This is a genomic window from Marinilactibacillus sp. Marseille-P9653 (assembly GCF_916618885.1).
Lineage (GTDB): Bacteria > Bacillota > Bacilli > Lactobacillales > Carnobacteriaceae_A > Marinilactibacillus.
This window is the reverse complement of record NZ_CAKAKH010000001.1, coordinates 1,458,833-1,485,002: the sequence shown is the minus strand read 5'-3', so window position 1 is coordinate 1,485,002 and position 26,170 is coordinate 1,458,833. Positions and strand designations below refer to the sequence as shown.

Genomic DNA, 26,170 nt, shown 5'->3' with positions numbered 1-26,170 from the left:
TTACTTGAAATTTTGTATATTCATTTTCTTTTGTGGTATAATTAAGACAGAAAAAGAGGACATGCTAGTAACATGCCCTCTTGTGTAGAACCGTTAAGACGGTAGCAGTAATAAGTTAAAAAATAACCGTTAACTGGCTAAAGTTAAAGACGGTTATTTTTTTTTGTCATTATTTAGCTTTATCAAAACAACTATAAGACTAATAATGGAAATCAAGAGACTCCCAAAACCAATCATCAGCTGTAATGCTTCAGCTACGGACAAAAAGGCTTTTCCTTTCTAAGATTCTAGCACCTATTCTCATAAGCACCACCACCTTCCAAGATAGCCACCGTCTCAACTTTCTACTCTACTATTATACCATGATTTAGCGTATAAATGTTGATATAACAACGTTTTTATAAAAAGGTTAGAAACTTTTTCCTAACCGATCTGGCTCCTACTCAACTTGAACACCTCTACAAAAGTTTATCAAAATAACCAAAAAAAACCCCGAAAAACAAGACACTATTTTTGAGTGTCTTGTTTTCGGGTAAAGATGCATGTAGATAAATGCGCTTTTCTCTAAATTATTTTTTTCGTCTAATTTTTTTCTTTTTCTTTTTGGCCATGTTTTTAGAGGCTTTGTTCATTGCCATCTTACCTAATTTACCTTTGATTCCGCCACCGAATAGATTTTCCATGCCGTTCATATTTCCATTAGACATCTTGCTCATCATATCTTTAGATTGTTTGAACTGCTTGATCATACGATTGACTTCAGCAATATTTCTAGCTGAACCAGCAGCGATTCTTCTTCTACGTTTTTGAGAAAGGATATCTGGATTACTTCTTTCCTCCGGTGTCATAGACATCACGATGGCTTTCATATGTGCCATATCCTTAGGATCCATTTCAAATTGATCCATACCAGGAATCTGGTTTACTCCAGGAATCATTTTGATTAAATCTTCAATAGGTCCCATATTTTGCATCTGGTCCATTTGCTCGATGAAATCGTTGAAATCATACGTATTTTCACGCATTTTCTCAGCCATTTCTTCCGCACGTTTCTCGTCCACTTCTTGTTGAGCACGCTCAACTAATGTTAAGATATCGCCCATGCCAAGAATTCGGTTAGCCATGCGGTCTGGGTGGAATGGTTCAAGTGCATCAAGGCGTTCCCCAGTACCCGTAAATTTAATCGGTTTTTGCGTTACGGAGCGTATAGAAAGTGCAGCACCACCACGTGTATCTCCATCAAGTTTTGTAAGGATCACGCTGGTGATATCCAATCGATCATTAAAGGTATTTGCAACATTGACAGCATCTTGACCAGTCATGGCATCTACAACTAAAAAGATCTCATGTGGATTGATGGCCGTCTTAACGTTTTCTAGTTCATCCATCAGTGTTTCGTCTATATGTAGACGACCCGCTGTATCGATGATGACAACATCGCGATTTGTATCAATCGCTTCTTGGATTCCTTTTTCAGCAATCTCGACTGGGCTTACTTGATCGCCCATGCTGAATACAGGGATATTCAAATCTCTACCAACCGTTTGTAGTTGATCAATCGCTGCAGGACGATAAATATCGGCCGCAACCATCATTGGCTTTTTGTTCTCATTTTTACGAAGATAATTTGCTAGTTTACCAGCTGTAGTGGTCTTACCAGCACCTTGGAGACCGGTCATCATATAAACCGTTGGTCCACGGTCTGCAAAAATGATTTTTTCTTGCGTATCACCCATTAAGTGAGTTAATTCATCGTTAACGATTTTAACAACTTGCTGACCACCGTTAATACTTTCTAAAACTTCTTCACCAATTGCTTTTTCTCTTACCGTCTTAACAAAATCACGTACAACTTTGTAGTTTACATCGGCTTCCAGTAAAGCCAAGCGTACTTCGCGCATAGCATCTTTTACGTCAGCTTCTGTAATTTTTCCTTTTTTACGTAGACCAGAAAATGCATCTTGTAAACGTCCAGTTAATCCTTCAAAGGCCATTCAGGTTATTTCCCCTCTCGTTTTGGTTCATAGCTTACTTCTTGTAATAGTTCCAGTAAGGTTGAATCCTGTGGGTATTTTTCTAGTGCATAAGTGCGCGCTTTATCCAGCACACGCTGTTTATAGTCGAAATCTTCAACTAGATGTAGCTTCGCTTCGTAATCCAGCAGAATTGTTTCGGACCTTCTAACATTATCGTAGACCGCTTGTCTACTAATTTCAAAGTCTTCAGCAATTTCTCCAAGAGAATAATCTTCGCCGTAGTATAGTTGCATATATTCCTGTTGTTTTTTCGTCAGTAGTGGCCCGTAGAAACTGAACAGTGTGTTCATTTGAAGTGTCTTTTCTAGTTCCATATAATGGCTCCTTTAAGCTGTCTGTTGGATCAGTTCCTTGAATAAGCCGATTGCAAACTTCTCTGAATCGAAAGCGTGCAAGTCATCCATCGTCTCACCGAGACCGACAAATTTCACAGGGATACTTAGTTCCTTGCCAATTGCTAAAACGATACCACCTTTAGCTGTACCATCCATCTTAGTCAAAACAATCCCAGTAACATCAGTTGTTTCTTTGAAAATTTTCGCTTGGTTCAGCGCGTTCTGTCCAGTTGTTGCATCCAGTACAAGCAAGGTTTCGTGTGGTGCTTCTGGAATTTCACGACTGATCACTCGTTTCATTTTTTCAAGTTCGTTCATCAAGTTCTTTTTATTCTGCAAACGACCGGCAGTATCAATCAGTAAAACATCTGCTCCATGTTCTCTTGCTTGAGTAATCCCGTCATAAACGACAGCCGCCGGATCGCCACCTTGTTTTGTAGAAACGACTTGCGCCCCTACTCGTTCACCCCAGATGCGTAATTGTTCGATTGCGCCCGCTCTGAAAGTATCTCCAGCTGCCAAAACAACTTTTTTACCATTATCGATATACTGGTGTGCCATTTTAGCAATTGTAGTGGTTTTTCCAACGCCATTGACCCCTACAAATAAAACGACGGTCAAGCCATCAGGATTATCATTGAATACATGGTGGTCAGGATTGGTTTCTCCATATAGATCGACCATTGTTTGAACGATTACGCGCTCAGCGTCTTGCATGCTTCTAACATTTTGAACTTTAGATTCGTGACGAAGTGTTTCAGAGATATACATCGTTGCTTCAAAACCAACATCTGACTCAATGAGTAAATCTTCTAGTTCTTCAAAAAACTCCTCATCTTCATATCTGAAATTAGCCAATAATTCGTTCAGACGTCTAGTGAATGAACGACGAGATTTCTGAAGGCCTTTTTCATACTGTTCTGTTTCCTTTTGTTCTGCACGTTCGGGTTCAACAACGGGGGCTGAAGTTTCTTCAACTGGTTCTGTTTTTTCGGGTTGTATGTCCGTTTTTTCGGTATTTGTAAAAGCAGATTTGATTTTATCAAACAATCCCATATTTTTCCCAACTTTCTGCTAATGATTGTGATCAGATGACCATTTCAGTTTTTATCTTACCTAGTTTAACACATATTGATCTATAGCATAAGCAACACCATGTTCATCATTTGATTTGGTGATAATATCAGCATGCGCTTTAACTTCGTCTGTAGCATTATCCATGGCGACTCCGATTCCGGCATACTGAATCATTGCCAAATCATTTTCCTGGTCACCAATAGCCATGATTTCACCGACGTCTAAATTCAGTTTATCTGCTAGCAGGGCGAGGCCTTTTCCTTTATCAACAGTTTTCGGTAAAATTTCCAAAAGATTGGGACGAGACTTCATGATTGTATAGCGATCATGATAATGTGCTGGAATCTGTCTAATTGCTTGATCCAGTTCTTCTTGATGCCAACAGAAAATCATTTTATTGATAGCCGTTGATTCTGGTAAAGAAGCAACATTAATAGGCTTAAATGGCAGAATATCCATAATCATAGGATAAAGAGAGTCTTTTCCTGTAGGATATGCTGGTTCATAGACTGTATTTAAATCGATAAAATTACAAGGAACAGATAGCTTTTGACTTAAGTCATAGATTTCAAGTACAGAATCTTTATCCATTGTGATCTGACTCAGACTTTCACCAGTTTTAGTCCATTGGATCAGTCCCCCGTTATAGGTAATCCCCAAGTCTCCTTCTTCAAGTAGATTACAGGCTTTCAGTATATGCAAAATCGCTTTAAGAGGTCGTCCAGTACATAAAACAACTTTTACACCAGCTTCTTTAGCCCGTTGTATAGCATCTCTATTTTCCACCGAAACTTCTTTATCTTTCGTTAGTAAGGTTCCATCCAAATCTAATGCTACAAGTTTAATACTCACAGTAAAACTCCTTCTTATCGTTTACTTAGCTCATTCAAGTAGAGATGTAACGAAAGCTTCTCCTTAATGCTCTAAGGAGATACACCTTCAATCTCTTCTATGTCTTTCATTCTAACGGAAACGAGCTTAGAAACGCCTTTTTCTCTCATAGTTACGCCATAAAGACTGTCCGCTTCTTCCATTGTTCCTTTTCGGTGGGTAATAACAATAAACTGAGTGTCGATTGAAAAGTTTTTTAGATATTTCCCAAATCTTGATACGTTGGCTTCATCAAGTGCAGCCTCCGCTTCATCCAAAATACAAAAAGGTATTGGTCGGACTTGTATAATGGAAAAAAGCAGTGAAATGGCAGTCAGTGCGCGTTCTCCACCGGACAATAAACTTAAAGATTGCAAGTTTTTACCAGGTGGCTGAGCGACAATCTCAACGCCTGAAGTTAGTAAATTTTCTGGATCAGTCAGTCTTAGTTCTGCCTTACCTCCACCGAACATCTGTGGAAAGACAATGGAAAATTGAGCTTTGATTAGATTGAAGGTTTCTTCAAATCTTCTAGAAACTTCTGTATCCATTTGATCCATTGTATCGTAGAGACTCGCTTTAGCTTCTAGTAAATCTTTTTGTTGCGCACTGAGGAAAGTGAATCGTTCAAATACTCTTTCGTATTCTTCAATGGCACCGACGTTGACTGGCCCCAGTTCTTCTATCCCTTTTTTAAGGAGCTTGACTTTTTTCTGAGCTTCTTCTTCTGATAGGGATAGAGGTTGTTCTAACCTTGCTTCTTCATAACTCAATCCATATTCTTCTGAGAGATAGTTCAGTAAATGATCGAGAGAAACATCCACTCTAGACAAATTAATTTCGACTTTCGTCTTACGATCACTTAATGCTTGCATGTCTGCTTGCCTTGCAGTTAAGCGACTTTCGACTTGAGTTTTTTTTGTTTCAAGGCGGTTAGCTTCTTTCTTGAGGACTTGTTCTTTTTCTCTCAACTGTTCAAGTTTTGAGCGATGATCTGTCAGTTGTTTTTTTAGTTCTTCTCTTGAACCGAGTGATTCACCTGACTCATAAGCTTTCAAGTCAGCATAAAGCACTTGAATATTTTCTTCTAACTGCTCTTTTTGATTTTTGAAATGCGTTACTTCAGCTTTTATAGCTGCTTGTTGCTCATTTACGGTATGCAGATGTTCTTGAAGAGATTCAAGATCTTCTTGCAAGATGATTTTCTGCGCTTCAATATCTTCTCTTTCAGCAGACAGTTCATTCATCTCCCGCTTTTGAGACGTCATTTGCTCATCAATCTGTTTGCGACTAGTCGCAATATCTTCTAATCGTTTCTGATTTTCTGTGAGTTCTTTTTCTGCTTGATTGGACTCGTAAGTCAGCGCTTGTTGCTCTCTGCTTAGCCTTGTCCGTTTTTCTTCAACAGAATTTAGTTCATTTTGCAATTGACGCTCGTCAACGCGCTTTTCTTCCCCCGCTGAGCGAACCTCTTCAATTTCAGTTGAAAGCTTTTTACGCTGTTCTTTATCTCTAGTCAATTCTTGTCTTCTCAGTTCAACAGTTTTTTCTGTTTCATCGATAAAGATTTCCAGTTCTTTTAACTCTTTTTTCTGAGAAAACAGATGAGAATTAGAAGAACGCTTTCCACCACCGCCGGTCATGGAACCACCAGCATTCATCATATCACCCTGAAGGCTGACTACTCGGTAACGGTAATTGACAGTTCTAGCTATTGCATTTGCGGCATCTAACGTTTCCGCTACAATTGTATTCCCAAGAAGATTTTCTAGTATATTAGAAACATGGCTTTCATATTGAATCAATTCACTGGCTATACCCACGAATCCTTCAATTTCACTAGCTGCTTGTTTTACATCAGACCGGATCAGTCGAGACTGAATCGTTGTAATGGGTAAAAAGGTAGCTCTTCCTGCACGAGTAGCTTTCAAGTGCTGAATGGCTTGTCTTCCTGCTTTTTCATTTTCTACCACGACAAACTGGCTTGAAGAAGAAAGAACTGTATCAATAGCTTCCAAGTAAGGCTTAGGCACCTCAATCAAATCGGCTACCGTACCAACAATTCCCTCCAGTCGAGATCGATGCTTCATAACGGCTTTGACACCGGCAAAGTAACCGGCATAATTTTCCTGCATTTCTAGCAAACTTGTTCGTTTAGCGATTGCCTGTTGAAGTTTACTTTGAGTGGCATTTAATCGCGCTTCTTTATTTTCTATCGCAGGCGTTAATTGCTCAATCGTTGCTTTAGTCTTTTGAAAGGCTGTTAAAAGTTCATCGACCTCTTTTTTCAAAACAGCATGACGATCAGATTTCGTTTTAACTTGTGCTTCAAGTTCCTCTAACTCCTGAGTGGTTTTTAAAGCATTCCGTGCGACTTTCTCTTTTGAAACAGATTGTTGTTGTATCTGACGTTCAAGATAAGTTTGTTCATTTTTAAGCGTTGTTTGTTCTTGCATCAAGTCGATATAAGTCGCTCGCAGGACTTCAATGGCTTCTTCCCGGTTCCCTTCGAGACGATTTTTTTGAGCTTGTTTTTCTTTGATACGAGAAGACCATTCGGCAGCTTTTATAATAAACGTTGCGAGCTCTTTTGTTACTCTGTCATAAGAGTTTGTAACCGTATCTAGTTGTTGTTCAAGGTTACGAATAGAGGCTTTCTTTTCATCAAGGAAGGCTTCTTTGTGTTTTTCTTTTTCAGCATGAAGATTCAAAGCAGATTCTGTTCGCTCAATAGATTGAACTGTCTGCAGTAACTGGTTTTGAATCTGTTCACGTTCTTGTTCAAGTTGAATTTGTCTGATTTTCAGTTTTTGAGCCTCTTGATGATCTCTATCAACCGCTGTAGTCAGTTCAGTTAGCTCTTGGGTTAATTGATCTAATAAAACTTGATCGGTTTCCATAGAATTTTGCAGTTGTTTGATTTTTAAAACAGATAATCCAATATCAACGCCCGTCAATTCTTCTTTTTGCTCTAAAAAAGAGTGCGCAAGATCGCTTTGAGCTTTTAAAGGCTCAACTTGAGTATCCAATTCATACAAAATATCTTGAACTCTATCAAGGTTATCCTGAGTGTCTTCCAGCTTTCTTTCTGCTGTTTGTTTACGCTGTTTATACTTCAAGACCCCGGCGGCTTCTTCAAAAATAGAGCGACGGTCTTCAGCTTTGCTGTTGAAGATGGCTTCTACTTGTCCTTGAGAAATGATTGAAAAAGATTCCTTACCTAGTCCTGAATCCATGAAAAGATCGACGATGTCTTTAAGACGACAAGGTTGCTTGTTTAAGAAATAGTCACTTTCACCATTTCGATTAATGCGTCTAGTCACACTGACTTCTTCAAAATCCACAGGAAGAAAGCCATCTTGGTTATCTAAAACCAAGGTGACTTCTGCGATGTTTATAGACTTTCTTGAATCGGTTCCAGAAAAAATGATGTCATGCATGCGTCCGCCACGGAGGTTCTTTGCAGATTGTTCTCCCATAACCCAGCGAATCGCTTCTATGATATTACTTTTTCCACTACCATTTGGACCAACAACAGCCGTTACACCATCATTGAAGTCCAGCGTCGTTTTATCAGCAAACGACTTGAATCCTTTCAGTTCCAGTTTTTTTAATTGCACAGGTGTTTCCTCTCCTTGCTAACGATATGAGAACGATGAACTCACTGGTCTGATTTAGTTCTTACTGTTTTTTCTCTAGTGTCATCAATGCGACTCGTGCAGCTTCTTGTTCTGCACCTTTTTTAGAACGCCCTCTACCAGACCCCAAAGAATCGCCCTCAACAAATACTTCTACTACAAATTGACGGTCATGATCTGGTCCGATTTCTTCGATGACTTGATACACGATAGTCACTACACCGTTTTTTTGCAATAGTTCTTGTAAGGCAGTTTTGTGATCCATCCCATGAGAGAAAGCACCAGAATCTATTTTAGGAAATAACACTCTTTCCAGAAAACTCATAACAACGCTCATACCTTGGTCGATAAAGATTGCACCAACAAAGGCTTCAAATACGTCGCATAGTAATGATGGACGCTTTCTACCATTCATCAGCTCTTCGCCTTTTCCTAAACGAAGAAATTGAGCAAGTTCACACTCTTTTGCTAGCATAGCCAGACTTTCAGCTCTGACAATGGCTGCACGCATACGAGTTAGTTGTCCTTCAGGAAGTTCTGGGAATTTGTTATATAAATATTCAGAAACGGTCAATTCAAGTACAGCGTCTCCTAAAAATTCTAGACGTTCCAAGTTTTTTAATGTTAACTCTCGATGATCATTCGCATAGGATGAATGAGTAAATGCTTCAATAAGAAGTTCTTTATCCTGAAATGTAATACCAAAACGATTTTCAACGTGTTGAATCAATTCTTTTGTCAAACTTCTTCACTCCTTTCTTTTGTTAATATACCTATAGTATACTGGAATATTGAATAAAAATAAACATTCAATCCAGTAATGGCGCTAATGTAAGGAAAGGTAGTTTGAATAGTAAACTAAAAAAGATACTTTCGAAAAAGTATCTTTAAAACGAGTGAACGTTTCTTCACGTATTGATTTGAATAGTTTCGATAAATTCAGCATAAGTTTCACATTGTAATAGTTTGCTCACGATTGAAGGCGTGTTGACGATTTTACCTAAAACGTCATATAAACGCTGTAAGTCTTCCAAGCTATCTTTTTCAACATTTAATAAACAGACAAACTGGACTTTACGTTCTCCCCATTGAACAGGTTGTTTCAATGTGCAGAACGTCAAAAAGGTTGTGCTTGTCTGAGGCGTGATTGGATGTGGAATCGCTACATAATTACCATAGGCAGTTGGTGCGATTTCCTCTCGTTTTTCCAACTGTTCAATATAGTCATCTGATAGAGTGTGCTGTTCTTTTAATTGATCCATCAAGAATGAGAAAATCTCTTCTTTTGAACGAAAAGATAGATTCAAAAAAGTGTGTTTTTCGTCGATATACGTCAAAGGATTAGACTGATTACTCTTTATAAATCGTTTAATATTATTAAGATCTACCTGACTTAAGATAGCATTGACTTCAAGCACTGGAACAGGTAACGGCTCGCTGATTGGAACGGCACTGATAATAAAATCAATGTCCTGGTAAGGAATTTCTTTTAATCGATAGAGTTCAGTCGTTCCCAAAACTTCAATCTCAGAACGAAATTCCGATTTCAACTTGTACTGAATCAATTTTGAACTGCCTATGCCAGATGCACAGACGATATAACATTTTTTCAAAGATGAATTTTCTTTTACTCTTTCTATCGCTGCTCCAAGATGTAAGGCGATATAAGCGACTTCATTTTCATCGATTTCAACGGACAGTGTCTGGTTTATCACAGTAGCTGCTGTAATTCCCGCTTCAAACGCCAAAGGATAATGAGATTTTATGTCTTCAAGCATAGGATTACGAATGTTCATATTGTATTTATATCGATTGATGGCTGGCTTTAAGTGTAAGGCTAAGCTGATTTTAAGTTCTCGGTCTTGAGTAAGCTGCAAACTCAATTCTTCTTGGACACGTTGAAGAATATCTTCTACTAATTGTAGGATTTCAGGATTAACCACTTGCTCATTTGAGCCGTCTAACGTAAGGGATGTATTCACTAGTTTAGTCCCAAGCAAGTGAATTGCGATATAAGCGATTTCAATTTCTGGAAATGAAACTCCTAATACTTCTTGGATTTGCATGATGATTTTCTCAGCGACTTCATACTCTTTCTGATTTTGTATATCAGCCAGTTCCTGTTTAATGAGATTGACACTATAACCTTCTTTGATCCGTTTATAGGCAATCACAATGTGTACAAAAAGATTATTTAAAGCAATATCTGAAAGGACGATATTATTGACTTCAATCTGATACAAAAGGATAATCCAAATATCGTTCAACGTCGTTTCGTTCATTTCAGCAATAGCACTGACTTGCTTTAATTGAATTAAATTAGGTCCGATTTCTCGGTGATCATAGAGATACTCTGAAATGGCAAACCGTCTATTCAGTTCCGTTCCCTGCAAAATCAAACCATAGTTTGGACGACTGATCAGGTTGAGCGAATATCGTTCGAGCAAGGGTTTAATCGATTTGAGATCTGCTTGCAGCGTTGAACGACTAACGTGAATCTGCTCACTAAGGTCATCTAGCTTTATCGGTTCGTTTTTTCTTAGTATAAGATTCAAAAGATATTTAATCCGTTCATTAGGCGTATCTGGAAGGTCCAAGTTCTGATTAAACGTAGGATCTAATTCCTGAACATAACGGTCAAAGAGACTTTTATCTTTGACGACGAGCTCAAATCCCTTTCCTTTAAGAGCATAGATATAAGCACCAGATTGTTCTAGTTCATCATTCAATATTTTTATATCTTTTCTAATTGTACGAGAAGAGACTTCAATCAGTGATGCGAGCTGATCACTGGTCACTGGTTGATGAGCGGATGACAATTTTTTTAAGATTTTAAGCTGTCTTTTTCGCATCAATGTTCTCCTTTCTTTAGAATTAGTCGATAATAGGTCTCTTTTGATCTCTTAGCATGATAAAAGCGCAGTAAGTCTTAATCACTACGCTTATCAGTTCTTCAGTTTAATTTTATTGGTTAAAACCGTTCTTTTCAGATACTTCGGCAAACCAAGAGGCGCTTTTCTTAGCCGTTCTTTTTTGCGTTTTTAAGTCCACAGAGTAGAAACCATAGCGGTTTTTATAGGCATTCATCCAAGACCAGTTATCCATGAATGTCCATAGATGATACCCTTTTACATTGCATCCTTCTTCGATTGATCGGTGCAACCATTTCAAATGACCTTTTATAAAATCAATTCTATAGTCATCTTCGATTCGTCCATTTACAAGGAACCTTTCCTCGTCTTGAACGCCCATCCCATTTTCAGAAATAAAGGATTCGATATTACCGTAATTTTCTTTTAAATTAATCATAATATCGTAGATGCCTTTTTCATAAATTTCCCATCCACGATAAATATTCATTTTTCTTCCAGGCATTTCATAATAATCAAAGAACCAGTCTGGCATAAATGGACTATCTGGATGCGGTTGAGCATCTCTAGCTTTAACTCTTCTAGGTTGATAATAATTCACACCTAACAAATCCACTATGTTATCTTTAAGTAAAGACTTATCCGCTTCTTCTGTTACGGGTAACTGATCGTATTCTGAAAGTAAATCAATCAAATCTTGAGGATACTCCCCTTTAACAGCTGGATCTAAAAAGCTTCGATTAAAGAACAAATCACAGTAGTGAGAAGCTTTCAGGTCTGCAGGATTTTGACTTCTAGGATAAGAAGGTGTCAGGTTCAAAACAATCCCGATTTTACCATCGTATTTTTCATGATAAAGTTTGACTACTCTAGCATGCGCAATCATCGTATTATAGCCCACTTGAATCGCTTTTTTAGCATCTACGATATTTGGATAATGAAAATCGTATAAGTAGCCGCCTTCTACAGGCACCACAGGCTCATTGAATGTGAACCATTTTTTTACACGATCGCCAAATAACTCAAAAGCTTTATTTGCATACTCGGCGTAAGCTTCAATCACTTCACGGTTTTCCCAACCGCCGATTTCTTGAAGTTCTAGAGGCATATCAAAATGGAATAAGTTCACAAAAGGTTCTACATCATTTTTGATCAGCTCATCAATGACTTGAGAGTAAAAATCTACTGCTTCCGGATTCACTTCTCCTCGTCCGCCTGGAATCAGTCTAGCCCAAGAAATCGATACTCTAAAACTATTATGATGAATTTTTTTCATATTTGCAATATCCTCTTTGAAACGATTGTAAAAATCAGAAGTCACTTCAGGTCCTACATTTTCAAAAAAGCGATCTGGTTCTTCTTCATACCATTTGTCCCAGATCGTTTGACCTTTTGTTCCATTTTCTCCACCTTCTGTTTGTGTTGCTGAAGCAGCACTTCCCCACCAGAAATTTTCTGGGAATTGATAGTCTAATGACATATGTTTGATCTCCTTATCTTGTTCTATAAATTTCAACAATTTCAGTAGCTAAATCACGAACAGTCATGGCTGTCATTAAATGATCTTGCGAATGTACTAATATAATATTCAGTTGCTGTTGTTCTCCCCGTGCTTCGTTTTGAAGCAGAGTCGTTTGATGTTGATGTGCTTTCCCTAATTCATCACCGGCTTCTTTCAACTTCTTGTCTGCTTCTTCAAAATTACCTTCTTTTGCTTCATGTATAGCTTCCATTGCGCTTGATTTGCCATTACCTGCAAACAAGATAATTTGAAACGCAACCTCTGTCATTGGATCCATTTTGTTACCCTCCATAAAACTAAAAGGAAAGCGAATGTCTAAGACATTCGTTTTCCTTTATGCAATTTTCTATTATCATTTTATTCTATTTAGCAGGTACAGCACTTTGTTCTTCACGGTAATACTGATTATCTAATACTTTTAGGAATGGTAACCAGATTACGAATACAATCGCTATATTAATCAATTGCATAACAGCACCCATGATATTGTTTCCTGTAGCTAGATAGCCACTTAGTAAAGCGGGTGTTGTCCAAGGAACAATCAGTCCTGCAGGTTTTGGTGCAAACCCAATGTCCATCGCGAAATACGTTACGATAGCTACGACAACAGGTGCAACTAACCAAGGTATAACGACAAGTGGATTCATGATAATTGGAAGACCAAAGATCAAAGGTTCGTTAACGTTGAATATTCCAGCAGGTCCACCTAGTTTGCCAAGCTCACGAAGCTGACGACTTTTAGTGACTACAAAAATTGCTGCAATAACAGCTAATGTCATACCAGAACCACCAATACCTACAATAAAGGTATCCATAAATTGTTTAGTAACGATATTTGGTAATTCTCGGCCTTCTTGGAAAGCAGAAAGGTTTTGATCGTTAAGAGAATACCAGATTGGATCAAATACTGAGTTGATAATAATTTGTCCATGTAATCCAAAGAACCAGAATACTTGGATCAATAGTACAGCAATGATGGTTGCTGGTAATCCACTACCAAGTGCTGTAAGCGGTTGTTGTATTAAAGTATAAATGAAGTTCTGAACCGTATCAAACGCTGTAAAGCTAAATGCGATACGAACGAGTAAAAATGCAGATAAAGTTAACGTAATTGGAATCAAAGCACTGAAGGATCTCGATACTGCATCCGGTACACCAGCAGGCATTTTGATTGTAAGATTTTTTCGAACAAATAATTGATATAACTCAGCAGAAATAAAAGCTGTGAAAATACCAAGGAACATTCCTTCCGCTCCTAGTGCAGAAGTCGGAATAACACCAGTTGTTTCTTCTAAGATTTGAGGAGTCAATATCAAGAATGAAGCTAAGGCAACTACTCCACCATAGATGGATTCTCCTCCACGCTGTTCAACCATTTTGAAACCAATACCGATAATAACGAATAGACCCATTATACTCAAGGTTGCAGCTGATGCTGGTCCTAATGCATTTTGATAAGCTGTATAAGCTTCTTCACTAATGACTCTATCTAAAAATGGCAGGTTAGCAATAACGACAAAAATTGATCCAAATATGATCAAAGGTAACGCTACCATAAAACCGTTACGTAAAGCAGTTAGGTAACGGTTATTATTAAGCTTGTCAGCAATGGGTAAAAGAAAATCTTCTAATACACTCATAAATTTATTCATGTTGTTCCTCCTGTTTCTATCATTATCCTTGTTCGATCAATTCGAAAGCTTTGTTTAGTACAGCCGCACCATCCACTCTACCGTATGACACTGGATCAATAACGTCTAATGGAATACCTACTTTTTCAGCAGTTACAGCAAATTTCTTTTTCATGAAACGCATTTGTGGTCCAATCAATAATACATCTGCTTCTTCCATGTCGTGTTCAGCTTTATCTTGAGCAACTGCCCAGATCTTAACTTCTTCTCCACGTTTTGCTGCTTCTTCTTCCATTTTTGTTACAAGTAAACTTGTAGACATTCCCGAAGAACAAGCTAATAATATTTTCTTCATGTTTTGTTCCTCCTTTCCTTTTGTTTTTCTTGATAGTCTTATCATAGTCTAAGAACGCTTTCATCACCACGTAGTTAAGTTCCGTTTAGAAGAGGAACTTTATTGTTTTAGTACAAGAAAGGTTTATCTTATTAAAGCATTTTTACTCGTAAAAAGCCCACTACTAGACTAACACCTAGCAGCAGACCCCTTGTTGATTAGTATAAGAAGTTTAAGTAGGCAACTAGTAAAATGAAGTAACCAACCATAGCGGTTATCGTTGCATTAAAAGTCAATTCAAGATGACCAATTCTTGTTAGAAAGCCCCCGTGCTTAATAATCCCATTGTAAAATCCGATACCGGCAATGATCATTAAAACATACACGATTCCTTTTTGAATGTACTCTTCAGGATTCACATGGACCTCAAAATTAAAGAGGAATTCAGATAGACGCTCTCCAAATATACCCGTGATTAAAGATGCGACACCCATAAATAAAGAGGCAGATAAAGCAAAAATATCGATTTTTGCACGGCCCTCTTTAGGATTTTTACCAAACAACATCGTAGCGTATTTAATAAAAGACATGGTCGTGCCTAGATTGACAATGTTTAGTAGAATCGTTGTTGAGTAATCGTACGTACCATGAGCAATCATATATTTTGAAATACTACCATTAAAAAATGGGGCACCAGTAATGCCTAACATGGCCAAAGCCGTAGCGATAGCGACCAGAGGCATTCGTTTGAACAGCCCTCTGATCTGATAGACATCTCGGGTATCATACTCGTCATAAATCAATCCAGCAGTTAAAAACAAGGTCGATTTGAAGATAGCATGATTGAAGATATGATAGACGGCTCCCCAGAATGCAATTTCAGAAGCCATATTCAGACCCATCATGATCAATCCAACCTGAGAAACTGTATGATAAGCGAGAATTAATTTAATGTCATGTTGCCCTAGTGCCATCACAAATCCTACCGTTGACGTAATAAAACCGATCCAGAAAAAGAATTCGTGCATATCGATAGCTGAAGCATACATATTTGAGAAGCGAATAAACAAATAGACGCCGCTTTTTATGTAAAGACCAGATAATATAGCTGAAACGACTGGTGGTGCACTCGGTGTCCCATGGGCTTTCGGAAGCCAGCTGAATAAAGGCGTTACGGCTGTTTTTAGCGATACCGTCGTCATCATAAAAGCGTAAGGTAAAATGACTGATTTAGGATCTTCGATTTGACTCATTGCTTCTTGGATCATTCGAATATCTAACATACCAAAAGTTCTATAAATCATTGCGATTCCAAATAATAAAAAAGCTGTTCCAATTACATTCACAAAAAAGTATATCATACCATCGTAAATTGCCTGCTTTTCTTTATTAATCATAATCAGTATAGAAACGACAACGGTTGAAACTTCCAAAAAGACAAAAATATTGAACAAGTCACTGGAAAGAAATAATCCCATCATCAAGCCTTCTAAAACCATAAACATAAAATAAAAAAGGGGTTTAAAATATGTTTGTCTAATGGCATAAACTAGAAAGGCAAAGTAAAAAACAGCTGTAAACAAGACCATTACACTAGAGATTGGATCAGCATAGAGACTGAGTGCTACTCCATCTGGATAACCACCAGCATTCCAAAGTAAAGTCCCAGAGCTGTTCACTGTGAAAAATACGTAGAAAGCATAAAGGCCAAAAAGAAATTGGAAAACTAACAACAGAACCGTAGCAATCTTTTTGTTCACTACATAAGCCAGTAGCCCAAAAATAATTGGCGCTAATACTAAACTATATAACATCAATGATCACTTCCTTGCTGCGCTCGTTTTCTAGTCCAATGCGTGATCCCGTGTTTTTGCTTATAATGCATAAACATGGTTAAGCCAATCGCTGTAACGCCGATACCAATAACAATCGCCGTTATCATGAGTGCTGAAGGAACAGGATCCGCAAACGAGGCTTCTTGGGCCTGACCGATAGGAGGAACACTATTGGTTGAATAATTAATGGTGATAAAAAACAAAAATACACCTGACTCCATGATCGACATAGACATAATGGTTTTCGCAATAGACTTTTTTGTCATCAATCCATATAAGCCTATGAAAAATAATAAGATACCGACAATCTCTCCATTGATAAACTCCAAATCGTTCAACTTCTTTCTTTAGCAAGATTCTGTTCTATAAATAAGCCGTTATTGGTTTTCGTAAAAAACAAACCGGTAAAATATAATACTTAATCCAGAAAACACCTTAAATCCTATCAGTAAATTCAATGCAATTAGATAGATTTGGTCCATAAAAATGTTATCGGATGGTCCTAGTTCCATAAAGATGTATAAGATAGGTAGCAAAAGAATACAAAAGAACAAAAGCTTCTCCAGTCGTTCAAGTATATCTAAGTTCAAATCGAAATTTGGATACACTAGATAACGAGTGATTAATGCAGTAGCTAAAATCGCTCCTCCCTGGAATCCTCCACCTGGGGACACATGACCATTTATAATCGTATATAAACCAATCAATAATACAAACGGATAAATCATACCCATCATACGTGTAATAATTTCTGAATTATTTTTCTTTTGAAGATTATTTTCTTCATATTGATATTTCTCTGAATGAATGTTTGACCACGAGACATTGATCACTTCGATTACGGATACAACAAGCATCAATGCTTCGAAAAGCGTATCGAACACTCTATAATTTAAATAAATTGCCCCGATAGCATTTTGTGCCCCTGTCTGGGCATAAAAATCGGCTGTAAAATAATCCATCAACGGTGTGTCGAGCTTCACTGAGTAACTAGTAAACGTAAAAATAACCACAATAGCACCGACAATAGCTAAAAGAACTCTAACTATGCGAAGTGTTTTATTCGATTGCATCATCTGACAGCACCTCGTCTCTGAAAACGACTCTGATTTCTTCTATGTTATCAATGGTCTCATTCATATTGGCGATGATATCTTGAAAAATAAGGTCGGATGCTTTTCCATAAAAATAGGTCAGGTGATCTTTTTTATAGATAATAAAGTCATGGAGATCTTCTTCTATAATGGACTCAAGAGAATGATTAGAATAAGCAATCTGTGGTTCGATTTCTTCTGTTCTTTCAAGAAAAAGTTCTAAAGGCTTAATGATGCTATTTGAGATACCTGTTATCTGATCGTCGCTTATTTGGTCAGCATGTTCGTCGACGTAAATAATGGAATAGACAGCTATTTTCTTAAGGGCTACTAGGTACATAATGGTGGATAAACCGACGCCTATTGCCGCCTCTGCTAATGCTACATCTGGTGCGTTATAATAGAGATAGGTCAAGGCCATCGTCAAGGAAAAAGCGCCTAAAAATACGATGGATCTTCTTAAGTTATCTGAGAGTACGGATATACAAGCTAAGACTAGTAGTATGCACATTAATATAGGTTCAATCATCTACATTCTCTCTTTCTTTATTCTATAACCGCTCAAATGAGCAGAACGAGTAACGGCGTGTGTAGCCAAAGGGTTTGTTATCAGATACATGACGAGTACTACCAGGATCTTTCCACTAAAAATACTGAACCCATTTTTAACCATCAGACCAAACATGACAGCTATAAAGCCAACTGTATCCACTTTTGCTGTAATCAGTATTCTCAAAAAGAAATCGTTAAATCTGTAAATACCGAATACACCCAAAGCCATGAAAATCACACCAATGACCATCAGAGTATTACCGACCCATTCAAGTACGATACCCATTAAATATCCCCTCTTCTCTCTATCGTCCTCGCAATCATAATTGTCCCGATAAAGCCTAATACGCCATAGATGATTGCGACATCTATAATATATGTACGACGAATGATCACCCCAATGAGCACAGCCATTATGATGATTTTTGACGAAAACACTGAAAAGCCAAGCATTCTGTCCCAAATCGTTGGACCAAGTAGTACACGAATCAGACCTAAAATGGATAACAATAGAACGATTAGCATAATAACTGTATCAAATGTCATTGGGTTCTCCTTTCTTATTGTTTGAACTGGAATTTTTTTGAGCAGCTTTTTCTTCATACTTCATCAATATCTTTTCGATTTCAAGTGGAATAATGCTTCTTAGATCTTCATCTTTTTCAGGAGGATTCAATACTAAAATTTTTAAGGTACTGCCCTTTTTATCTATCGTAACCGTTCCAGGCGTCAAGGTGATAGCATTAGCAAGAAGATCAATGAGTAGTTCTTCTTTAAGAATCGTCTTGCAGGTAATAATTTGTGCTTCTCCTTGGCCTTTCAAAATATTCGGAATAACCCGCATACCTGCTATAAAAATTTCTAGAATGAGTTGTACTATAAAATGAAGTAATGTTCCTAAACCAATCAAATAATCAAATTCATAATTGCCTTTTAAAAGAAACTGATCAGTGAAAAGAATAATGAGTGAAGATATAAGCAAGCCAGTACTTATCGTAACAATAGAAAAAGACTCAAATAAGATAACCCATATGAACGTAAGGATGACAATAATTTCTTTGTTTTGAATCATTTCTTGAATAGACTTTTTGAGTTTACTGCTCAAATTGAAAGACCTCCTTAACCTTGCTGAATTTTAGAGTATGTAATATAACGGTTTCATCTAATTTGATTGTAGCATTTAAAAGGAGAAAATCACAATTAGAATAGAGTAGATTGAAGAAAAAAAGGCATCTGAAAACAGATACCTTTAAATCTTATTTATTTCTGGAAAATCTTTTCACGGTATTCTTTATTTTTGGGGCGACTTTTTTATAAAAAGGAACCTTTTGATTTTCATCGTTGTTCAGTAAATGCTCATAATCAGTAGTATCGGTAGTACGATCAAACTCAAGCTCTTTTTTATTGATCTTCTTACCTTTCATATGAATGTTTTTCTTAAATTGCTTACGCATAAGGTTTTCTATAAAAGAAAGATTGACTGTTTCGCCATTCATTTCTTTAAAGGCCATTACACTAAGAACTTCAATATAACTTGCTGCTAAAGCACTTGTCACGATAGAAGCAGTTGTACCACTAATAACGCCCCCGATTACTGTACCCGCTCCTGGAATGAACTTCAATGCATTCCCGACGATGGATTTACCTAAGAATGTAGCCGAACCTGTTCCACCAACTGCAGCAATGATTGAGACTATAGAAGACTTATCCAGTGAAATCCCAAAAATGGCCGTAATATGTGCTAACAAAGTAATTTGCATAGGCACTAGTACAGAGGCATCTGAAAAGGGAATGGGAATAAATCCAATTCCAAAACTAGATGCAACATATCGAGTAGCCCAGCGTCTAGCATTTTTTGCTTTGCGTTCAATATCTGCTTGCTGGGCGTTCGTAAAAGCCTTTTGTGCATCTTCGGGGATAACTTCCAGTGATTTACTGACAAGTTCTTTTAAACCGAATGCTGGGATTGTATAGTCATCTGAAATCACGTAAGGTTCAGACATAACGGTTTGAATACCGGCAACTGGTAAATTCATGTTTTCAAGGTATCGCTTAAAATCTTCAGTTGGCTGCCCTAGAGCTTGAGTGAGCACAAGAATAACTGGAATATTTTCTGAGATATCTTTGATTAATTCTAGTTCCATGTCTTCGATACGAGAAGAGGTCGCTTGAATACAGTAATAAACAACATGGATTGCTTCTTTGGAGTGTTTATTTTGATTGATTAAATCGAGCATCTCTTTTTTAACGCGCTGCTGAATGGTCTGCTCAAGCTCTAAGCCACGCGTATCGTATAAAACAATCGGGATACCATTTTTCGATATTTTTCTAAGATGCTTGGTTACAGGTTTTCCTATTCCTGTATCAGCTAATTTTTCTCTGAAAATATTGTTAATGAGTGTACTTTTACCCACACCCGTTTTACCTGCGATCAGTATATTGACAGGATTCATATTTTCAATTTCTTTTTCTGTTTTATCTAAAATTTCTTGTATTACATTTATTCTATCATTTGGTAGCTTCATATAGTACCTCCTACTGATAAGTGTTCTCATAACAGTTTAACATGAACTTTTAAAAAAGAGGAAAGACAACGAATTAGAATCAAGATACAAATAAACAGTATCCTCAGCTCATATAGCAGCTAAAGATACCGTTAAAATTTCTGGCACTATTGATATTCTGAAGGTACGGCAGTCAATTTTTCTATCCTAGTTGGTTGCCATCCTTCTTCTTCAACAAATTGAAGAAAGACTCTATAAACTTCTGATTGATCATTTGTAGATGCCGTGACGGTTACTTGGCTTGGCCCATTTCCACCGACCCACCATTCAGTCATATTGCCAGCTGATAATCCTGTAACGGATCTGACGGCTTCACTGATTTCCGTACGGTCTTGAGAACCTGTACTAAAGTCAGTTGTATGTTCACCGGTCTGGCTTGTACCTATCGGGGACCAGTTTCCTGTAGTAGCTTCTTCTACGAGAGGATCATCCGACTCTACTTCTTCGACATCGGCCGTTTCAGAATCTTCTTCTGTGACCTCTTCGCTATCTTGTTCTGGTTGCTCAGAATCCATATCAGGATCTTCTGCATCTTCTGAATCTGCCGTTTCTTCTACTTCATCTGCGGATTCATCATTGTTACCTGATATGAGTTCAGGGTTTGTTTGTGGTGGATCCGCCAAGTTACTGTCTCCGTTTCTAGGAACGAAAAAAATGTAAGCAACGATAGCAATGAGGATGGCTAGTAATACTGCAACGACGATATAGTAGTATTTATCATAGGATTTTTTCGGTTGCTCTTTTTCGTCTGTTCTTGTCTTTCTTTCAACTCTTGATTTGTTTGAACGGTTGTTTTTCATAATTGAGTCTCTCCTTTTAGTGCAATCAGTCTGTAATAACTAGTTTATCATATCGAGATTTCAAAATTGAGTAAATAACGTAACAACCTTACAACAAAAAGACACCTTCAAGAAGGTTAAATCTACTTGAAGGTGTCTTCTATAACAACGAATGTTGATTAAGGTTTTAAAACAACTTTAATGTTGTTGTCTTCTTTTTTATCGAATATTTCATATCCTTTTGCTGCATCTTCTAAAGGCATCGTATGCGTTATGATATCACTAGGATCAAATTCATTGTTCTTAATCATTTCATACAGTTTAGGCATTAGATGAGGAACCGGCGTTTGGCCAGATTTCAATGTAACGTTTCTAGCGAAAATATGATTAATGGGGAAATTAGTAGCAGGTGTCAAGTAAACACCAGTCAGCATGATTGTTCCAAATTTTTTCACAGCCATACTAGCCATCTCAATTGGACTAGTCGTTCCCATTTGAGGTGTAATCAGATTAGTGACTTTTTCTAGTTTGCGTTGTTTTCCGTCCATTCCGACGCAATCAATGACTACATCCGCTCCACCATGTGTCATATCTTTTAAGGCCATTCCTGGAATATCAACTTCTTCAAAGTTAAGTGTTTCAACACCGATTTTTTTAGCTGAATATTCTAGACGATGTTTAACTCTATCTACAGCAATCACCCGTTTTGCACCCTTCATTTTAGCAAAACGTTGTGCCAGCAAACCAACAGGACCTGATCCAAGAACAATTACAGTATCTCCTGGTTTAACTCCTGCATGCTCCACACTCCAATAAGCTGTAGGAACAATATCAGAAAGAAACAGAACTTTTTCATCCGCTATATGATTGTCTGGTACTTTGAAAGACGTTTGATCAGCATAAGGAACACGTAGAAATTCTGCCTGCCCACCAGGATAGTCTCCATTTAATTTACCAAATCCGAATAATCCACCATAATCTGTTTCTGGATTACGATTGGATTCATCGCATTGGCTTTCCATGTCGTTTTCGCAAAAATGACAATGGCCACAACTAACATTAAATGGAACAACGATTCTGTCGCCTACTTTTAAATTTTTTACATCTGGTCCTACTTCTTCTACAATACCCATTGGTTCGTGTCCAACAACATAGTCGTCATTTAAAACCATATTTCCATTGTGATAAAGATGAAGATCGGATCCACAGATAGCTGTAGCTGTGACACGTATGATCGCATCAGTTGGTTCTTGGATCTTTGGATCAGGTACAGTCGTCACCGTCATTTTCTCTTTACCTTGATAAGTTACTGCGCGCATTTAGCATTCTCCTTTTTTCAAAGTTAATTACCTCTATAACTTAGCATGTTCGTAACGTAAGGTGTAATAATACGCTCGTATTGTTTAAAAAAAGTCCCTATATAGACTCAATGAGTCAAAACAGGGACTAGAATTATAATAGGATTAATGACGCATTTTTTTTAAAGGAGCAGCTACAAGAGGCGCTACTATTCCCGCTAGAATCGCTTCAGCAACACCGCTTGTTCCAACAATGACGAGTAAGACATTGGCCAAGTTACTGAAATCCACACTGGTTGCTTCGGCGTAACGTTCACCGTAGAAAAGATAAATGAATAGCAAAACAAAAATAGTATTCGTAAACGCTCCAGCAATTGAAGCGATTGACATAGACAGTTTGCTTTTAGTTGGAAAATACCGTTTCATTAGATTGAACGTTAACCCCGTAAAAAGGCCGATCAGTATTCGAGGAAGTAATGCAATCATTGGATTTGTCCACAACCATAAATCTAAAGGTGTAGCAGGGACTGTATAAGCACGAAGCATTCTAGTGAGTCCCCAAACGCCCCCAATAATCATCCCGTCTTTGGTTCCAAGCACCAAGGTTGCTACAATAACGGTAATATGAATAATGGTCGGATTTAAAGGCGGAATAGGAATATTTCCTAAAAAAGGTACAAAGTTTTGAATGAGTATAATGGCAGTCAAGATACCCAAAATAGCTATTCTATGTGGATTAGATTTTTTTCTACCTAGTGGCATTAGTTTTCCTCTTTTCTATTAGTAGACAGTTAGATCATCTTACTATTTTTAAGACCGTTTGTCATACTTCTATTTAATCTTCCTAATAAAACCGATAAAAGATGTTTCTCTTCTTCAGTCCAGCCAGCTAACATTTCTGTAAACTGCTCTTTGAAAGTCTGGTTGTATGTGGAATAAATACCTTTCGCATCTTCTGCTAAGGCAAAATAAGCATACCGCTTATCTTCTCCGGAAGTTTTAATAACGAGTTCTTTTTTTACAAGATTGTTCATCTGTCTACTGATAGTCGATTTATCCAACTGACTTTTTTCAGTTATAGATTTTAGCGTGGCTTTTTCTTCTCCTAAAATATCAATTAAATTCAAAGCGGAAGCAGAAAGTTGATGCTCGCTTAGAAGATCCTGAGTCATAGACTTGTATAAGGTTTGCAATTCTGAGAGTTTCAGTAACAACTCGTTTGTATCAACTTCTTGCGGCATATAATCGCTCTCTTCCTATAATGATTTCATTGTAAAACGAAGTGTTTGTACAAGACAACTATACCATTTAGATACACTTTGGGCAAAGGGTTATCTATTACTTCGATGGTACTCATTCTTTATAAATGCTATACTGGATTAGAGTCTCACGAAGAAAGGAGACATATTAACATGTCATTTGATGGACTATTTACACATGCTATGGTTGAAGAACTAAAACAAGAACTTATAGGTGGACGAGTTGCTAAAATACAGCAGCCCTACGAGAATGAAATTCTTTTCAAAATTCGTTCTAGAAGAAAAAACAAACAGTTATTATTATCTGCTCATCCACAATATGCGAGAATGCAACTCACAGAAATTCCTTTTGAGAATCCTTCTGTACCCCCGCAATTTTGTATGGTAATGAGAAAGTACCTAGATGGTGCAATTTTAGAAGATATCATTCAATTGGAAAATGATCGTGTTATTGAATTTTCTTTTAGTAATCGTAATGAATTAGGTGACATACAAAATCTCGTTTTAATTGTTGAAATTATGGGTCGACATAGTAATATTCTGCTTGTAAACAAACAAGAAGAAAAAATCTACGAAACGATTCGTCATATCTCTCCTAGTCAAAACACTTATCGTTCACTACTTCCTGGTGGAACGTACATTGAAGCGCCAAGACAGGATAAAGCGAACCCCTTCACTTACGAGTCTACTCTACCAATTAGAGCCGTTTCTTTTAAAGACAAAGTGAAATGGATTCAAGATACTTTTCAAGGTATGGGAAGAGATTCTGCAGAAGAGCTCGCTCATCAAGTTGAAACCCACCCTGATGATGCTCCGACTGCGGTATTCGCAAAATTCATGGCACCGTATAAGATGAACCAAGTGTCCCCTACTTTAACCATCAACAATAGAAAAGAACAATTTTCAGCAGTAGAATATCCTTCTCTTCCAGGTGAAAAAGAGTCGTACGCTACGTTGAGTGAACTAGCCGACCGTTATTTTGGAAACAAAGCAGAGCGCGACAGAGTTCAGCAGCAAGCGAATGATTTGTTTGGTCTTGTTAAAACAGAAACCGATAGGAACCGCAAGAAACTGGTGAAACTTGAAAAAGAATTTCAACAGACACAAAAAGCAGATCAGTATCGAATCAAAGGAGAAGTCTTAACAGCTTACTTGCATGAGATTCAGCAAGGAATGGAGTCTGTTGACTTAGACAACTTCTATGAAGAGAATCAGAAAATTACGATTGATCTGGATCCTAGAAAGTCTCCATCTAAAAATGCGCAAGCGTATTTCTCTAGGTATCAGAAATTTAAAAATGCCATTGCCCATTTGAATGGACAAATTGCTCAAACAAAAGCAGAAATTCATTATCTGGAGTCTGTGCTAACTCAAATGGAAGTGGCCTCTCCTAAAGACATTGAAGAAATCAGGGATGAACTTCAAAGTGGTGGCTATATTAAAAAGAAACGCAAACCACTGAAAGGCAAGAAAAAACTGGCGTCTGAACCGGATCAATTCGTCTCTAGTGATGGGACAAGCATTCTTGTCGGTAAAAACAACTTACAAAATGATCAGTTAACGCTGAAGATTGCTCGTAAAACAGACTGGTGGTTACACACAAAAGATATTCCTGGATCTCACGTAATTATTAGAAGCGATTCACCTTCTGAACAAACGTTAGAAGAAGCAGCAACAATTGCAGCTTATTTCAGTAAGTACCGTCTATCGGCTTCTGTACCGGTAGACGCGGTTCAAGTTAAACATGTCAAAAAACCGAATGGTGCAAAACCAGGTTTTGTCATTTATGAAGGGCAGACCACTTATTACGTCACTCCGACTGATGACTTAATCAAAGCTTTAAGAAAATAAAAAACATGCTCGACTTGTATATTCTGGTAATTAAACCGGATTTCAAGTCGGGCATGTTTTTTGTTAAGGTTTAATAATCTCTACGGCATTTTTGTGATCGACTTCTTCTACAGAAACTTTGACTTGTTCTTTAAGAGAAGTAGGAATATTTTTTCCAATAAAGTCTGCCTTGATTGGAATTTCCCTGTGTCCTCTATCAATTAGAGAAGCCACAAGGATTTTTTTAGGTCTTCCAAGATCCATTACAGCATCCATCGCTGCTCTAATCGTACGCCCGGTAAAAATTACATCATCTACAAGAACGACGACTTGATCTTTCACGGATACTGAAAAATGCTGTCCTTTCACCTCTGGATCGCCGACTTCATCAGGAAAATGTCTGTCGTCTCGATAAAGTGTAATATCCAGTTCTTCTACGGGTATCGACTTTTCTTCAATCTGTTCGATTCTTTCAGCAATTCGATTTGCAATATGAATCCCTCTTGTCTTGATTCCAGCTAAAATAAGATTATCTGTCCCCTTGTTCATTTCGATGATTTCATAGGAGATTCGAGTGAGTGCACGCTGCATAGCCATTTCATCTAATATCGTAATCGTTTTAGACATCCTATCATCCTTTCATTTA

General features: G+C 37.6%; 26 protein-coding genes. 1 reads left to right on the top strand and 25 read right to left on the bottom strand.

Annotation, left to right across the window (positions count from 1 at the left end; translation table 11 throughout):
• Nucleotides 1-153: 153 nt before the first annotated feature.
• The 24 genes from LG377_RS07260 to LG377_RS07145 form a co-directional block, all read right to left on the bottom strand.
• Nucleotides 154-264 carry a putative holin-like toxin gene (locus tag LG377_RS07260; RefSeq protein ID WP_225744012.1) on the bottom strand — a complete coding sequence of 37 codons (111 nt, stop codon included), beginning with the start codon at nt 262-264 and terminating at the stop codon, nt 154-156.
• Nucleotides 265-569: 305 nt separating this feature from the next.
• Nucleotides 570-1,994: a signal recognition particle protein gene (gene ffh / locus LG377_RS07255; protein WP_225744011.1), complete on the bottom strand. Its 1,425-nt coding sequence runs from the start codon at nt 1,992-1,994 to the stop codon at nt 570-572.
• Between the two features lie 5 nt (nt 1,995-1,999).
• On the bottom strand, nt 2,000-2,350 hold the full coding sequence (locus tag LG377_RS07250; RefSeq protein WP_225744010.1) for a putative DNA-binding protein: 351 nt from the start codon (nt 2,348-2,350) through the stop codon (nt 2,000-2,002).
• Between the two features lie 12 nt (nt 2,351-2,362).
• Nucleotides 2,363-3,427 carry a signal recognition particle-docking protein FtsY gene (gene ftsY, locus LG377_RS07245; protein WP_225744009.1) on the bottom strand — a complete coding sequence of 355 codons (1,065 nt, stop codon included), beginning with the start codon at nt 3,425-3,427 and terminating at the stop codon, nt 2,363-2,365.
• A 60-nt stretch (nt 3,428-3,487) separates the two neighbouring features.
• Nucleotides 3,488-4,300 carry a Cof-type HAD-IIB family hydrolase gene (locus LG377_RS07240; RefSeq protein ID WP_225744008.1) on the bottom strand — a complete coding sequence of 271 codons (813 nt, stop codon included), beginning with the start codon at nt 4,298-4,300 and terminating at the stop codon, nt 3,488-3,490.
• A gap of 71 nt (nt 4,301-4,371) precedes the next feature.
• Complete coding sequence (gene smc, locus LG377_RS07235) at nt 4,372-7,938, bottom strand: chromosome segregation protein SMC (RefSeq protein ID WP_225744007.1); 3,567 nt, start codon at nt 7,936-7,938, stop codon at nt 4,372-4,374.
• Between the two features lie 61 nt (nt 7,939-7,999).
• Nucleotides 8,000-8,698 carry a ribonuclease III gene (gene rnc / locus LG377_RS07230; protein WP_225744006.1) on the bottom strand — a complete coding sequence of 233 codons (699 nt, stop codon included), beginning with the start codon at nt 8,696-8,698 and terminating at the stop codon, nt 8,000-8,002.
• 166 nt (nt 8,699-8,864) lie between these two features.
• Entirely contained in the window at nt 8,865-10,808 is a 1,944-nt protein-coding gene (locus tag LG377_RS07225; RefSeq protein WP_225744005.1) for a BglG family transcription antiterminator, read from the bottom strand.
• A 112-nt stretch (nt 10,809-10,920) separates the two neighbouring features.
• Nucleotides 10,921-12,306 carry a glycoside hydrolase family 1 protein gene (locus tag LG377_RS07220; RefSeq protein WP_225744004.1) on the bottom strand — a complete coding sequence of 462 codons (1,386 nt, stop codon included), beginning with the start codon at nt 12,304-12,306 and terminating at the stop codon, nt 10,921-10,923.
• 13 nt (nt 12,307-12,319) lie between these two features.
• A complete protein-coding gene (locus LG377_RS07215) occupies nt 12,320-12,625 on the bottom strand; it encodes a PTS lactose/cellobiose transporter subunit IIA (RefSeq protein WP_225744003.1) in 306 nt (101 codons plus the stop codon).
• An 85-nt stretch (nt 12,626-12,710) separates the two neighbouring features.
• On the bottom strand, nt 12,711-14,000 hold the full coding sequence (celB, locus tag LG377_RS07210; protein WP_225744002.1) for a PTS cellobiose transporter subunit IIC: 1,290 nt from the start codon (nt 13,998-14,000) through the stop codon (nt 12,711-12,713).
• Nucleotides 14,001-14,022: 22 nt separating this feature from the next.
• Nucleotides 14,023-14,334 carry a PTS sugar transporter subunit IIB gene (locus tag LG377_RS07205; RefSeq protein ID WP_225744001.1) on the bottom strand — a complete coding sequence of 104 codons (312 nt, stop codon included), beginning with the start codon at nt 14,332-14,334 and terminating at the stop codon, nt 14,023-14,025.
• Between the two features lie 197 nt (nt 14,335-14,531).
• Nucleotides 14,532-16,127 (bottom strand): complex I subunit 5 family protein, encoded by a 1,596-nt coding sequence (locus tag LG377_RS07200; RefSeq protein ID WP_225744000.1) that lies wholly within the window; start codon nt 16,125-16,127, stop codon nt 14,532-14,534.
• Nucleotides 16,127-16,477 carry a sodium:proton antiporter gene (locus LG377_RS07195; RefSeq protein ID WP_225743999.1) on the bottom strand — a complete coding sequence of 117 codons (351 nt, stop codon included), beginning with the start codon at nt 16,475-16,477 and terminating at the stop codon, nt 16,127-16,129. Before LG377_RS07195 ends, LG377_RS07200 begins: the two co-directional genes overlap by 1 nt.
• A gap of 48 nt (nt 16,478-16,525) precedes the next feature.
• Nucleotides 16,526-17,224, bottom strand: a complete 699-nt coding sequence (locus LG377_RS07190) for an MnhB domain-containing protein (RefSeq protein ID WP_225743998.1) — start codon at nt 17,222-17,224, stop codon at nt 16,526-16,528.
• A complete protein-coding gene (locus tag LG377_RS07185) occupies nt 17,208-17,771 on the bottom strand; it encodes a hydrogenase subunit MbhD domain-containing protein (protein WP_225743997.1) in 564 nt (187 codons plus the stop codon). The genes LG377_RS07190 and LG377_RS07185 overlap by 17 nt, the downstream gene beginning before the upstream one ends.
• Entirely contained in the window at nt 17,772-18,080 is a 309-nt protein-coding gene (gene mnhG, locus LG377_RS07180) for a monovalent cation/H(+) antiporter subunit G (protein WP_225743996.1), read from the bottom strand.
• A complete protein-coding gene (locus tag LG377_RS07175; RefSeq protein ID WP_225743995.1) occupies nt 18,080-18,340 on the bottom strand; it encodes a monovalent cation/H+ antiporter complex subunit F in 261 nt (86 codons plus the stop codon). The genes mnhG and LG377_RS07175 overlap by 1 nt, the downstream gene beginning before the upstream one ends.
• A complete protein-coding gene (locus LG377_RS07170) occupies nt 18,330-18,899 on the bottom strand; it encodes a Na+/H+ antiporter subunit E (RefSeq protein ID WP_225743994.1) in 570 nt (189 codons plus the stop codon). The genes LG377_RS07175 and LG377_RS07170 overlap by 11 nt, the downstream gene beginning before the upstream one ends.
• 151 nt (nt 18,900-19,050) lie before the next feature.
• The gene (locus LG377_RS07165) at nt 19,051-20,319 is read right to left on the bottom strand and encodes a YcjF family protein (RefSeq protein WP_225743993.1); all 1,269 of its coding nucleotides are present in this window, start codon (nt 20,317-20,319) and stop codon (nt 19,051-19,053) included.
• Between the two features lie 146 nt (nt 20,320-20,465).
• Complete coding sequence (locus tag LG377_RS07160; RefSeq protein ID WP_225743992.1) at nt 20,466-21,158, bottom strand: YrrS family protein; 693 nt, start codon at nt 21,156-21,158, stop codon at nt 20,466-20,468.
• Nucleotides 21,159-21,316: 158 nt separating this feature from the next.
• Nucleotides 21,317-22,456: a zinc-dependent alcohol dehydrogenase gene (locus tag LG377_RS07155; RefSeq protein WP_225743991.1), complete on the bottom strand. Its 1,140-nt coding sequence runs from the start codon at nt 22,454-22,456 to the stop codon at nt 21,317-21,319.
• A 144-nt stretch (nt 22,457-22,600) separates the two neighbouring features.
• Nucleotides 22,601-23,197, bottom strand: a complete 597-nt coding sequence (locus LG377_RS07150; protein ID WP_225743990.1) for an ECF transporter S component — start codon at nt 23,195-23,197, stop codon at nt 22,601-22,603.
• Between the two features lie 29 nt (nt 23,198-23,226).
• Nucleotides 23,227-23,676, bottom strand: a complete 450-nt coding sequence (locus LG377_RS07145) for a MarR family winged helix-turn-helix transcriptional regulator (protein ID WP_225743989.1) — start codon at nt 23,674-23,676, stop codon at nt 23,227-23,229.
• Nucleotides 23,677-23,847: 171 nt separating this feature from the next.
• On the opposite strand from LG377_RS07145, the gene LG377_RS07140 reads away from it, so the two are divergent.
• Nucleotides 23,848-25,545 (top strand): NFACT RNA binding domain-containing protein, encoded by a 1,698-nt coding sequence (locus LG377_RS07140; RefSeq protein WP_225743988.1) that lies wholly within the window; start codon nt 23,848-23,850, stop codon nt 25,543-25,545.
• Between the two features lie 63 nt (nt 25,546-25,608).
• On the opposite strand, the gene pyrR is transcribed toward LG377_RS07140, so the two are convergent.
• The gene (gene pyrR, locus LG377_RS07135) at nt 25,609-26,151 is read right to left on the bottom strand and encodes a bifunctional pyr operon transcriptional regulator/uracil phosphoribosyltransferase PyrR (protein WP_225743987.1); all 543 of its coding nucleotides are present in this window, start codon (nt 26,149-26,151) and stop codon (nt 25,609-25,611) included.
• Between the last annotated feature and the right edge of the window lie 19 nt (nt 26,152-26,170).

Coding starts and splice junctions, on each gene's coding strand:
- celB (WP_225744002.1), bottom strand. CDS start 14,000: ATGAATAAATTTATGAGTGTATTAGAAGATTTTCTTTTACCCATTGCT.
- LG377_RS07185 (WP_225743997.1), bottom strand. CDS start 17,771: ATGATTGAACCTATATTAATGTGCATACTACTAGTCTTAGCTTGTATA.
- LG377_RS07145 (WP_225743989.1), bottom strand. CDS start 23,676: ATGCCGCAAGAAGTTGATACAAACGAGTTGTTACTGAAACTCTCAGAA.
- LG377_RS07200 (WP_225744000.1), bottom strand. CDS start 16,127: ATGTTATATAGTTTAGTATTAGCGCCAATTATTTTTGGGCTACTGGCT.
- LG377_RS07220 (WP_225744004.1), bottom strand. CDS start 12,306: ATGTCATTAGACTATCAATTCCCAGAAAATTTCTGGTGGGGAAGTGCT.
- LG377_RS07205 (WP_225744001.1), bottom strand. CDS start 14,334: ATGAAGAAAATATTATTAGCTTGTTCTTCGGGAATGTCTACAAGTTTA.
- LG377_RS07250 (WP_225744010.1), bottom strand. CDS start 2,350: ATGGAACTAGAAAAGACACTTCAAATGAACACACTGTTCAGTTTCTAC.
- LG377_RS07155 (WP_225743991.1), bottom strand. CDS start 22,456: ATGCGCGCAGTAACTTATCAAGGTAAAGAGAAAATGACGGTGACGACT.
- LG377_RS07150 (WP_225743990.1), bottom strand. CDS start 23,197: ATGCCACTAGGTAGAAAAAAATCTAATCCACATAGAATAGCTATTTTG.
- LG377_RS07175 (WP_225743995.1), bottom strand. CDS start 18,340: ATGACATTTGATACAGTTATTATGCTAATCGTTCTATTGTTATCCATT.
- LG377_RS07165 (WP_225743993.1), bottom strand. CDS start 20,319: ATGAAGCTACCAAATGATAGAATAAATGTAATACAAGAAATTTTAGAT.
- LG377_RS07225 (WP_225744005.1), bottom strand. CDS start 10,808: ATGCGAAAAAGACAGCTTAAAATCTTAAAAAAATTGTCATCCGCTCAT.
- LG377_RS07215 (WP_225744003.1), bottom strand. CDS start 12,625: ATGGATCCAATGACAGAGGTTGCGTTTCAAATTATCTTGTTTGCAGGT.
- ftsY (WP_225744009.1), bottom strand. CDS start 3,427: ATGGGATTGTTTGATAAAATCAAATCTGCTTTTACAAATACCGAAAAA.
- pyrR (WP_225743987.1), bottom strand. CDS start 26,151: ATGTCTAAAACGATTACGATATTAGATGAAATGGCTATGCAGCGTGCA.
- mnhG (WP_225743996.1), bottom strand. CDS start 18,080: ATGGGTATCGTACTTGAATGGGTCGGTAATACTCTGATGGTCATTGGT.
- ffh (WP_225744011.1), bottom strand. CDS start 1,994: ATGGCCTTTGAAGGATTAACTGGACGTTTACAAGATGCATTTTCTGGT.
- LG377_RS07140 (WP_225743988.1), top strand. CDS start 23,848: ATGTCATTTGATGGACTATTTACACATGCTATGGTTGAAGAACTAAAA.
- LG377_RS07190 (WP_225743998.1), bottom strand. CDS start 17,224: ATGATGCAATCGAATAAAACACTTCGCATAGTTAGAGTTCTTTTAGCT.
- LG377_RS07160 (WP_225743992.1), bottom strand. CDS start 21,158: ATGAAAAACAACCGTTCAAACAAATCAAGAGTTGAAAGAAAGACAAGA.